Below are 10,287 nucleotides of genomic sequence, written 5' to 3'. Positions count from 1 at the left end.
GCACCCCGCCCCGCACGCCCACGGGTACGCCGCTGCTCCCGGTGGTGCCACCGCCCCCACCGGGCAGGCTTTCGGCCCCGCCGCCGGAGGCGCGCTCGGCACGCAGCCCACACTGGCCCTGCCCGAGTCGGACGCGACCGCGAAGTCGCGGAAGAAGGGCTCCGGGGCCAAGATCGCGGCTCTCCTCGTCGCAGCCGCACTCGTCGGGGGTGGCGCCGGTCTGGGCGGCACCTACGCCGGTCTCGCCCTCTGGGGCGGCTCGGACGGCGCGACGGCGTCGGGCCCGACCGCGATCACGGTCAACGACCCGAGCAACGTCAACGCCACCGCCGCCGTGGCGGCGAAGGTCGTTCCGAGCGTCGTCACGATCAGCGCTCGCGGCGGACAGACTGGGGGCACCGGATCCGGTGTCGTCCTCAGCGACGACGGCTACGTCCTGACCAACACGCACGTCGTGACGCTCGACGGCAAGACCGGGGACGCGCAGCTGTCGGTCACCACGTCCGATGGTCGTGTGTTCGCGGCGAAGCTCGTCGGCACCGACCCCACGTACGACCTCGCGGTCATCAAGCTCGAGAACGCGTCGAACATGACCCCCGTCGAGTGGGCGGACTCGTCCAAGCTCAACGTGGGCGACAACACCGTCGCGATCGGTGCGCCTCTGGGCCTGCCCAACACCGTGACCACCGGTATCGTCAGCGCGCTGAATCGGTCGATCCAGGTCGCTTCGTCCGCGGCGCCGAAGGACGGTTCGGACTCCGACCAGGGCAGCGAGCCCGGCGGCGAGAGCCCGTTCTTCTTCGACTTCGGTCAGGGCCAGCAGAGCCCCCAGGCCACCCAGACGATCAAGATCGCCGTCATCCAGACGGATGCCGCCATCAACCCGGGCAACTCCGGAGGCGCGCTCGTCGACGACGAGGGGAAGCTGATCGGCATCAACGTCGCGATCGCCAGCGCGGGCGGTTCGTCGCCCGGCGGGGGCCAGTCCGGCAACATCGGCGTCGGCTTCTCGATCCCCTCCGACATCGCCAAGCGCGTGTCGCAGGAGATCATCGACTCCGGTGCGGCGACCCACGGTCTGCTGGGCGCGAGCGTCCAGGACGCCGCCTCGATCCAGGGTGCCACCACGACCGGTGCCTACGTCGCCGACGTCTCGGCCGGCGGAGCAGCGCAGGCCGGTGGAGTGCAGAAGGGTGACGTCATCACCGAGTTCAACGGCATCCCCATCACCAACTCGGTCGATCTGACGGCGCAGGTACGCGCGCTCGCCGCGGGTGCCGAGGCCAAGGTGACCTACGTGCGCGGGGGGAAGCAGAGCACCACCGAGGTGACGCTGGGCGCCATGCAGAACTGACCTCCGGGTCCGGACGCCACCCCGCGATAGGCTCGCGGGGTGGCGTCTTTCTCGTTCGGTGCGGGAAATGCGCGAAAACTCCAGCGCATTCCGCTCTACGTGGCGGGGCGACTGCTGACGGCGGTGGTCCCGCGTTCGCGCGAGCGCTGGGTCTTCGGCTGCGCGGTCGGCGTGGCCGACGGCGCCCTCGCGCTGTGGCAGGTCGCTGCGGTGGCGGGCGAGCGAACGTCCTGGCTCGTTGCGGACGACGTCCAGGCGGCGGATGCCGAGGCTCTCGGCATCCCGTGGGTGCGGCGCGATTCGCTCCGCGGTCTCTGGCGCACCGCCCGCGCTCGCGTCATCGTCGTCACGCACGGTTTCGGCGACGTGCAGCGCTATGCGGTCTCGGGAGCGCTGGTGGTGCAGTTGTGGCACGGCATCCCCCTCAAGCGGATCGGGCTGGACTCACCCGAGACCACGCGCAGCGCGCTCCTCCCGGGATCGCGGGCCGTGAACCGGCTGCTCGCCGTGCTGTACCGGCGCACGATGCGGCAGATCTCGCTGATCCCGGCCGCGTCGTATCTCGTCCGCGGTCGGCTCGAGACCGCGTTCGGCCTCGACGACTCCCGTGTTCCCGTCACGGGCGAACCCCGTGTGGATGTGCTCTCGCGCGGGTCCGCGGCGGATCGCCGACGGGCGGCGCGCGATGCGATCTCGGCCGCGCTGCACCTCGATCTCGACGAGCGCCGCGTCGTGCTGTACGCGCCGACCTGGCGTGACGGTGCGCCCGACCCCGCGATTCCCACGGCGACCGAGTGGGACCGCATCGACGAGGTGCTGTCGCGGCACGACGCCGTCCTGCTGGTACGTCCGCACCCGCTCGGCGCCGGCGACTACCGCCCGTCGAGCGGGCGCATCCGGCTGCTCGGCAGCGACGTCGTCGCAGACGTCACGCCGCTGCTCCCGGGGCTGGACACGCTCATCACCGACTACTCGTCGCTGGCCTTCGACGCTGCGCTCGTGCCGCTGCCGGTCGCGTTCTTCGCGCCCGACCTCGAGGAGTACACGGCGCGGCGCGGGTTGTACGGACGTTACGCCGACGTCGCCGGTGACGACCCCGCCCGCACCTGGGACGAGACGATCGATCGGCTCGACGGCATCCTGCACGATCCGTCCGTCGCGCGTGACGCGTCTCGTCGGCGCAGCGCGACCGTGCACGCGCACCGTGACGGGCGCAATGCCGAGCGCGTGCACCGGGCCGTCCGCGCGCGGATGGACGCCGAGGCGCGCCGCCACGGCCGCTCCGCGGGGAGCCGAAGGAAGAGGACGCCATGACCGATGCCCGCTTCACCCAGGAGGACGGCCTCGCCGTTCTGGAGATCTCCGGCACGGGCCCCCGGCCTGCGGCCGTGTCGCTGGAGGGTCCCCGCGCGCGGGTCGCGGCGCGCCTGCACGGTCGCGGACGCACCTGGCGCGCGGTGCTGCCGCTGCGCGCCGCCCGGTGGGGTGGGCCCGAGCTTCCGCTCCCGACGGGGGAGTACCGACTGCACATCGACCCGGGGGAGGCCGAGGATGCCGAGCCTCCCACGGCATCCCTCGCCCGCACCGTCCTGCCGGGCCTCAGCGCGGCATGGGACGGCGGTCGGCTTCGGGTCGGGCCGCCCGTGGACCCGGCGTACGAATCGGGCGAGGGGCAGGCCGCACTGGAACGGCGGTACGCCACCTCGCGCCAGCCACTCGAGAACGCGGTGTTCTTCGAGAGCTTCTACGGCCGGACGGCGGGGTGCAACCCGTACGCGATCGATCGTCAGCTCGCCCGCGTCGCCCCCGGCGTCACTCGTTATTGGAGCGTCGTCGACCTGTCGGTGCCGGTGCCCGATGGGGCGGTCGCGGTGGTCGAGGGCAGCCCCGAGTGGTGGCGGGCCCGCGCCGCCGCGCGGCTGCTGGTGGTCAACGACTGGCTGCGTCGTCGGTTCGTCCGGACGCCGGGTCAGACGGTGCTGCAGACGTGGCACGGGACGCCGCTCAAGCGATTGGCGCTGCACCGGCCGGGATTCGACCCGCGGCGCATGCTCGCCGTGCTGCGCGAGAGTCGGCGCTGGGACGTGCTCCTGGCCCAGAGTCCGTATGCCGCGCGGGTGCTCTCGCGGGCGTACGCGTTCCGGCGGCGTCCCATCTGGGTCGAGGGGTATCCGCGCAACGACTCGCTGCAGGCCGACGACGGCGCGGCGACGAGGCGGAGCCTGGGGATCGGCGCCGAGGAACGAGTGCTTCTCTACGCCCCGACCTGGCGCGACGACCGCGACGAGATCGTCGACTTCGTCGACCCTTCCGCCTTGGCGAGGGCGGCCGACGCGGTCGTGCTCGTCCGCGGGCACACGCGCACGCTCCTGCCGGGAGAGGACGCGCGCGGCCCGCGTGTCATCGACGTCACGGGGTATCCGGATGCCGCGCGTTTGTTCGCGGCGGCCGATGCCCTCATCACCGACTACTCGTCGGTCATGTTCGACTTCAGCATCACCGGCAAGCCCATGTACTTCCTCGTGCCCGACCTCGAGCACTACCGCGGACAGCTGCGCGGGTTCTACTTCGACCTGCTCGAGGCGGCCCCCGGTCCCGTCGTGCGGACGCAGGACGAGCTCGAACGCGCGATCGCCGACGTCGATCCGCACATCTTCCGCGAAAGGTACGAGCGGTTCCGGCGCGTGTTCGTCGCGCGCGAGGACGGCCGGGCCGCCGAGCGGGTCGTCGCCCGCATCCTCGATCAGGGCTTCGTCGACCGCGACTGAGACGGGATGCCGCGGGCTCAGGGAAGCGGCGTGTTGCGTCCGTCCAGCCGCGAGGTGTCGACCGTGTCGCGGGCGCCGCGCGCGATCGCCCACAGGAACCCCGCACCCCACGGCACGTGCATCGACGGCAGCACCGCCGCCATCCACGCCCGGTCCCGCCAGCCGCGACCCCCGCCGCGGCCGAGCGCGACCGCGCCGACGAGCGCGGCGTACGCCGTCACCGGCGCGTGGACGAGGCCGGCCCGTCGCCCGCGCACCACCCCGGTCGCCTGCAGCACGCCCACGACGATCGAGGCGACCGCCGCGACGACGAGAGCCGGGGGAGCGAAGAACCGCAGCGAGTTGCGTCGGCCGTAGCGGCGCACCAACTCGCCGCGCCACGCGCCGGTGGCGCGGAACTGCCGTACCAGCCGCGGCCAGCTCTCGCGCGGCCAGTAGACCACCGACAGCGTGGGATCGAACCACACCCGGTACCCGGCGCGGCGGATGCGCAGGTTCAGCTCCCAGTCCTCGCCGCGGCGGATCGACTCGTCGAACGCTCCGACCTCCTCGAGCGCGGCCCGCCGGAACACGCCCAGGTACGCCGACTCCGCCTCGCCCTCCTCGGTGCCGCCGTGGTAGGCGCCGCCGCCGAGACCGACGCGGGAGTTGTACGCCCGCGCCACCGCTCGCTGGAACGGCGACCGGCCGTCGGCGCGCATCACGCCGCCGACGTTCGCGGCGCGGGTGCGCGCGAGGGTCGCCAGAGCGCGTCGCGTGTACCCCGGCAGGAGTTCCGAGTGCGCGTCGACGCGCACGATCGTGGGATACCGGCTGACACGGATCGCGAGGTTCAAGCCGACCGGGATGTCGGCAGCCGGATTGTCGACGAGCACCACGCGGGCATCGGCGGCGGCGATCTCGCGGGCGATCGCCCGCGAGGCATCCGTCGACGGTCCGAGCGCCAGGACGAGCTCCACCGGCCCCGGAACCTCCTGCGCGAGCGTCGACGCCACGGCACGGCGCAGATACCGCTCCTCGTTGAGGACGGGCATGACGAAGCTCACGCCGGCGTCGTCGGGGGGAACGGGCGCGTCTCGGCGGCCGGGGGTCGCGAGGTGCATCCGGCGATCCTTTCACGCCGACCTGGCCGGTACCCTGGAACGATGCCTCTCGCCCGCGACGCCGTCCTCGCCGTCGGGCTGCTGCGCAAGGCCCTCGCCACCCGACGCGCGCGCATCGATCTGCGCCGCATGCTCGCGGAGCGCGGCCCCCTTCCGCGGAACCGCTTCCGCATCGCCGTGTACTTCGCCGACGGTCCGGTCAACATGTACCAGATGCGTCAGTGGTACGCCCCGCTGCGTGAGCTGGCGCGCGAGTGGCCCGTCATGGTGATCTCGCGCGCCATCCGCGGTGCCGATGCGCTGCTGCGCGACGACGCGCTCCCGGTCGCCTACGCCCCCACCGTGCGCGACGTGGAACAGGTGCTCGACGAGCAGGACGTCCGGATCGTGTTCTACGTCAACCAGAACACCCGCAACTTCCAGATGTTCCGATACGGCCGCCGGTGGCACGTGTTCATCAACCACGGCGAGTCCGACAAGATGTACATGACCACGAACCAGTTCAAGGCGTACGACTACGCCTTCATCGCCGGGGATGCCGCACGCGCACGGCTGTCCCGCGCCCTGTGGGACTACGACCTCGACCGGCGCACCTTCGCGATCGGCCGACCCCAGGCCGACCACTACTCCGGCGCGCTGCCCTACACCCCCGACGACCGCCGCGTCGTGCTGTACGCCCCGACGTGGGAGGGGGACCGGCCCTCGGCCCACTACGGCTCGATCGTGACACACGGCGAGGCGCTGGTCTCGGCGCTGCTGGCCACGGGTCGCGACCGCGTCGTGTACCGCCCCCACCCTCGGTCCGGCGTCGTGGATCCGGCGTACGGCGCCGCGAACGCGCGGATCGTGGCGGCGCTCGCCGCCGCCAACGCCGCGGACCCCGCCGCGCAGCACGTGCACGACACCGCACCCGACCTCGGCTGGCAGCTCGCGGCGGCCGATCTCGCCGTCGTCGACATCTCGGCGATGGTCTACGACCGGTTGGCCGCGGGCAAACCGCTGCTCATCACCCGGCCGGTCGACCCCGAGGCGCTCGTGGACGACACGGGCTACCTCGCCGCGTGCGAATGGCTGGATGCCGCGGACTCGGGCGACATCGTGGAGCGGGCGGATCGCGTGCTCGGCGACCCCGCGGCCGTCGAGCGCCTGGACCACTGGGTGCGGCACTACTTCGGCGACACGGCGTCCGGATCCTCGACCCGTCGCTTCCACGATGCCGTGCGCGTGCTCATGGAACGGTGGGACGACCGGAACGCCTCGTCCGCCGGGTGAACGGGCGTCAGCGCTCGAGGGGCGCGAGCCGTCCGATCGCCGCGAGCGGGATGCCGATCCAGTCGGGGCGGTTGCGCGTCTCGTAGATCGCCTCGTACACGGCCTTGTCGAGCTCGAAGGCCGCGAGGAGCGTGTCGGGCGCCGCCGGTCCCGTCCCCACGGTCGCGGCGTATCCGTCGAGGAACGCCTCCTGCGCGGCGATGACCCACGCCCGGACGGCGGCTCCATCGTCTTCCGCCACCGCGCCCGAGACGTAGTCGAACGACCGGAGCATGCCGGCGACGTCGCGGACCGCGAGGTCGGGGCTCCGCCGTTCCGTGATCGGACGCAGCGGTTCGCCCTCGAAGTCCAGCAGCACCCACCCGTTCGTGGGCGTGTGCAGCACCTGACCGAGGTGAAGGTCGCCGTGCACCCGCTGCAGCGGCGGCCACTCCGCTGCCGCTGCCGCGGAGTACACGGCGCGGATGCGCTCGGCGTAGGGGGTCAGCGCGGGCACCTCGGCCAGCGCGATCGTGAGCCGACGCTCCCAGGCTGCGGCGATGGTGGAGCGGACCACGGCATCGGGGGCCACCGTGGGGAACTCCGCGGCCAGCGCGACGTGCATTCCGGCGACGCTCTCGCCGAGGGCACGAGCGGACGCGGTGAAGTCGTCGCCGGCGAGCGCCGCCTGCAGGGCGACGCGCCAGGCATCCTCGACGCCGTCGAAGAACTCTTGCGCGAAGGCCAGCGACCCGGTCACGCTCTCCCCGTTCGTCGCGGTCCACGTGCCGCGCAGTTCGCCGATCGCCGCGGGGACGAAGGTGGCCCCGCCGCTGGCGAGCGCCGACTGCAGCTCGACGTCGGGGTTGATCCCGGCATTGACCTGTCGGAAGAGCTTGCAGATGACCGGACGCCCACCCTCGGGCCGGAAGATGATCGAGGTGTTGGACTGTTCGCCGCTGAGCACACGCGCGGGAACGGACACCTCCGGCACGGTCGACGGGGTCGCGAGGGGGATCCCGACGAGCCCCTCCGGAGCGAGGGCATCGCTTCCGGCCGAGGACACCAAGCCGAAGAGCAGATCAGTGAAGGCGCCGTCGGTCGTGGCATCCGACCAGACCCGTCCCTCATCCGCGGGACCGATCAGGCTCCCGGGCAGCACACCCTCGGGGTCGCGCCGTGACACGGGCACCTGATACACCACGGGGGGAGTGGCGGCGTCGTCGCGCACGAGAAGCAGCCGGGATGCCGCGGCATCCAGCTTCCACTCGGCAACGAGGGTCAGTTGTGGATCACGGCCCTTCGTCCCATACCAGCGCTGACGCGGCATCCAGACGGCGAGGAGATCGAGGAGGTCGCCCATGTCGCGAGGCTAACGCCATCCGCGCGCTTGCGCCCAGGTCTTGCGTCCGGACGGAGTCGATGAGAAGGGCGGTCAGGATGCCTCGGTCGACGTGTCGTCGTCGGGCTGCTCCTTGCGCCGGGGGAGTGCCTTTCGCGCCACGGACCCCGTGCGTCGGGTCGCCGACCCGACCGCTCCGGCGATCGCCCCGCCCACGCGCTGGACTCCGCCGGCGGCGCGACGCTCGAGTCGCTCCGCTCCGGGGCGCGGTTCGATGTCGCGCGGCAGGATCAGCGGGGGCGCACCGAAGGCGCGGCGCGAATTGACCAGGACGCGTCGGCCGAGGATGTTGTTCCCGGCCCCGCCGACCACGGCACCGACACCGAAGGGGAGTGCCTTGCCGAGCCAGGACGCACCTCCGCGGGCGGCGAACTGTCGGGCGAACGTGGTCTTCAGCCGGTCCACGAGCGGGCCGACCGCCGCACGCGGCAGTGTCTTGGTGACCAACTCTCCCCAATAGGTGGAACGGCTGCCGCCGCGCCCGGCGGCCTGGGAGGCCAGCTGCGAGACGAGGTCGATCCCTTCCTTGCCGAGCATCAGGGTCAGCACGAGCGCTCGGGCGCGGTCGGGGTCGTCGACGGCCACCCCGTGCACTTCCGCGACGGACTGGGCGAACAGTGCCGTCGCCTCGAGGAACCCGACGGTCTCGACCCCGCTCAACGCGAGAGTGACGCCCGTGCCGATGCCGGGGACGACCGCGGTCGCGCCCACGGCGGCGCCACCGGTCGTGACCGCAGCGAGATAGCGCCGCTCGAGGATCCGGAGGATCTGCTGCGTGGAGGCATCCGGATGCCGGAGTCGGATGCTGCGCAAGTGAGCGAGGACCGCGGGGCGCTGTACCGCCAGCACACGGTCGAGCATCCGGATCGTGCGCGGATGCTCATCGGATCCCTCCGGCGGCAGCCCGCCCTTCCAGGGCGCGTCGTCGGGCAGGGAATGAATGCGGTGCACCTTCTCGGCCATGGGAACATCCTGCCCCGCGCGGTACGGATCGGCGGGGTCTTGACTCGCGCCGCGAATCAGACGAACAGGTTCGCGCGCTCGAGGTCTTCCGCGAAGTCGACCTCGACGGCGTACAGATCGGAGATGTCGAGCGGCTCCACGCGCATGCCCTCGGTCGCGATCGCGAGCTCGATGCCGCGCTCGAAGTAATCCTGGTCGTCGACGCGCTGGAGGTGACGCTGGAGGGTCTTCTTGTCGCGGGACGAGACGTAGTTGATGCCCACGGCCTCACCGAGGCCGCCGGTGACCACCTTCGAGAGGTCTTTCACGAAGCCCTCGGCATCGACGGTGTACTTGACCTCTTCGTCGCTCACCTTGGCGGTGTTGACGGTGACGAACGACCGGTCGGCATCGATGAGTTCGACCGCGCGCCCGAGGACCCGGGGGTCGAAGACGACGTCGCCGTTCATCCACAGCACGCCGCCGCGCCCCGTTGCGCCGAGCGCGCGCAGGAGGCTCTTGGACGTGTTGGTCTGGTCGTAGCGGTCGTTGTAGACGTAGTCGACCCGGGGGAAGGCGTCGACGACGGTCTCGGCACGGTAGCCGACCACGGTCGTGATGCGTGCGTCGCGTCCGAACGCGGCGTGGACGTTGTCGTGCTGTTGCTGCATGATGCTCCGGCCGTCGGCCAGAACGGTGAGAGGTTTGGGCAGACTGCGACCGAGTCGCGAGCCCATGCCCGCGGCGAGGATGACGATCTGAAGGGTCAAGGCAGGCTCCTGGGGGGATGAGTTGTCATTTCCGGTTCACCGGAAAGTCACGCCTTCGTGTCGAATTCATGCTAGCCAGACGGCCTGAGAAGGTGCATTATTCGCTCTGGTCGTTGTGGTTTCGTGATGACGTCGGATCTCGTTCCCTGGGCCCGCCCCAGGGTTCGTGTCGGAGCGGGTTGCTAGTTTGTAGTGATGACAGCGTCGCTGCCGCAGCCCCCCGAGTCCGCCCCCGCTTCGTCGGAGGACGACGCGGCGAGCGTCGACGCCGCTCCCACGGCGAAGCCGCGCGTCAGCAAGCCCCGCGCCCCGCGTCGACCCGCGTCTTCTGCCGCGGCCGTCGCGGACGAGTCCGGGGGCGACGACACGCCGACGACACCGAAATCGGCCCCACGTGGCGCGTCGTCTCCGCGCAGTGCCTCCACGACGTCCTCGCCGCGCAGCCCTCGGTCGACGGCGGCGAAGAAGCCCGCCGCACCCGGGGCCGCCGCAGAGAAGAAACCTGCCGCGCCGCGCTCCACCGCCGCCAAGAAACCCGCGACACCGCGCACGACGGGCGAGAAGAAGCCGGCAGCGCCACGGGCCGCGGCGGCGAAGAAGCCCGCGACGCCGCGTACCCCCGCGGCGAAGAAGCCCGCGACGCCGCGCACCCCCGCGGCGAAGAAGCCCGCCACGCCCCGCACCCCCGCGGCGAAGC

Annotated in this window: 9 protein-coding genes; 4 read left to right on the top strand and 5 right to left on the bottom strand. The window is 72.0% G+C overall.

Annotation, left to right across the window (positions count from 1 at the left end):
• From FE256_RS16270 to FE256_RS16260, 3 genes are all read left to right on the top strand, one after another.
• A partial coding sequence (locus FE256_RS16270; RefSeq protein WP_138177745.1) for a S1C family serine protease occupies positions 1–1,354 on the top strand: 1,354 nt, incomplete at its 5' end.
• A 39-nt stretch (positions 1,355–1,393) separates the two neighbouring features.
• Entirely contained in the window at positions 1,394–2,668 is a 1,275-nt protein-coding gene (locus FE256_RS16265) for a CDP-glycerol glycerophosphotransferase family protein (protein WP_138177743.1), read from the top strand.
• Entirely contained in the window at positions 2,665–4,122 is a 1,458-nt protein-coding gene (locus FE256_RS16260; protein ID WP_138177742.1) for a CDP-glycerol glycerophosphotransferase family protein, read from the top strand. Before FE256_RS16265 ends, FE256_RS16260 begins: the two co-directional genes overlap by 4 nt.
• 17 nt (positions 4,123–4,139) lie before the next feature.
• On the opposite strand, the gene FE256_RS16255 is transcribed toward FE256_RS16260, so the two are convergent.
• On the bottom strand, positions 4,140–5,225 hold the full coding sequence (locus FE256_RS16255; protein ID WP_138177740.1) for a glycosyltransferase: 1,086 nt from the start codon (positions 5,223–5,225) through the stop codon (positions 4,140–4,142).
• A gap of 42 nt (positions 5,226–5,267) precedes the next feature.
• Here FE256_RS16255 and FE256_RS16250 point away from each other — a divergent pair, with 42 nt between their 5' ends.
• A complete protein-coding gene (locus tag FE256_RS16250; RefSeq protein WP_171024387.1) occupies positions 5,268–6,497 on the top strand; it encodes a CDP-glycerol glycerophosphotransferase family protein in 1,230 nt (409 codons plus the stop codon).
• 7 nt (positions 6,498–6,504) lie between these two features.
• Here FE256_RS16250 and FE256_RS16245 read toward each other — a convergent pair whose 3' ends face one another.
• The 4 genes from FE256_RS16245 to FE256_RS18265 all read right to left on the bottom strand — a co-directional run.
• Positions 6,505–7,839, bottom strand: a complete 1,335-nt coding sequence (locus FE256_RS16245; protein WP_138177738.1) for a maltokinase N-terminal cap-like domain-containing protein — start codon at positions 7,837–7,839, stop codon at positions 6,505–6,507.
• Positions 7,840–7,911: 72 nt separating this feature from the next.
• On the bottom strand, positions 7,912–8,841 hold the full coding sequence (locus FE256_RS16240) for a hypothetical protein (RefSeq protein WP_138177735.1): 930 nt from the start codon (positions 8,839–8,841) through the stop codon (positions 7,912–7,914).
• A gap of 56 nt (positions 8,842–8,897) precedes the next feature.
• On the bottom strand, positions 8,898–9,590 hold the full coding sequence (locus FE256_RS16235; protein ID WP_138177733.1) for a phosphocholine cytidylyltransferase family protein: 693 nt from the start codon (positions 9,588–9,590) through the stop codon (positions 8,898–8,900).
• Between the two features lie 182 nt (positions 9,591–9,772).
• On the bottom strand, positions 9,773–10,287 hold a 515-nt coding region (locus FE256_RS18265), incomplete at its 5' end, for a hypothetical protein (protein ID WP_212743540.1).

Origin of the sequence: Microbacterium sp. 5K110 (assembly GCF_005774735.1) — a bacterium.
In the GTDB taxonomy this organism is placed as follows: domain Bacteria; phylum Actinomycetota; class Actinomycetes; order Actinomycetales; family Microbacteriaceae; genus Microbacterium.
The sequence above is the reverse complement of the archived record's forward strand: the minus strand, read 5'-3'. Positions and strand labels throughout refer to the sequence as shown.